The sequence below is a fragment of the Vibrio sp. 10N.222.49.C9 genome (assembly GCF_041474985.1).
Lineage (GTDB): Bacteria > Pseudomonadota > Gammaproteobacteria > Enterobacterales > Vibrionaceae > Vibrio > Vibrio crassostreae_C.
The window spans coordinates 1-695 of record NZ_JBFRVD010000730.1 but is presented as its reverse complement, the minus strand read 5'-3'; the positions used below and the strand labels follow the sequence as shown (position 1 = coordinate 695).

Below are 695 nucleotides of genomic sequence, written 5' to 3'. Positions count from 1 at the left end.
CTCTTACCCCTTCTATCCAGTTGGCTTAAAAGAGCTGCAGTGGTCGAAGAGATGCCTGGAATACTGGCTAAGATATCGGTGTCTCTTGCGCTTTCGTTAGTTTCAACAATCAAGGCCTCAAGCTCTCGAAGCATACGCTTGTGAAGCGACTTTAATTCCGCCAGTTTCGTAGCGAGCTCTTGTTGAACTTCATCTAACTCAAACCCTAAACCTTGATAAGTTTCCTTGAACAAACGAAGGCTACTCCCCATTTTCTGTATTAGCTTCTCTATTGCCTTTATTTGGCCTACTTTCAATGTAATCAATAGATTACGGTCACTTAGTTTAGTCGGTTTAGGCAGGTTTCTCTCAGTAAGACACATTGTGGCTAGTGTCTCAGCATCGACGGGATCTGTTTTAGTCTTGCGAATGTTAGCTTTGCTATGCTTGCTCGATTGCAATGGATTAATGACGTAGAGATTAAGATTATGCTTTGAAAATACAGAGACTAACTTGAGATGATAGTGGCCGGTTGATTCACAGATTATTTTACCTTTGTACTGCGATTCTACGAGCTTTTCAGCCAACTTTTCTATCGACTCTACGGTGTTGTTGAGTTGATACAGAATGGTTTTTCCTGCCGTTAATCCTGCAAAATCTAGCGTCTTTTTAGAGACATCAATGCCAATAGCGGTACAGTTTTTTAACTGCGAAAT

Annotated in this window: 1 protein-coding gene; it reads right to left on the bottom strand. The window is 41.2% G+C overall.

Features of this window, described 5'->3' with window-relative positions; genetic code table 11:
• The coding region (locus tag AB4585_RS25300) for a transposase (protein WP_372171527.1) at positions 1-695 on the bottom strand (695 nt) is incomplete at both ends.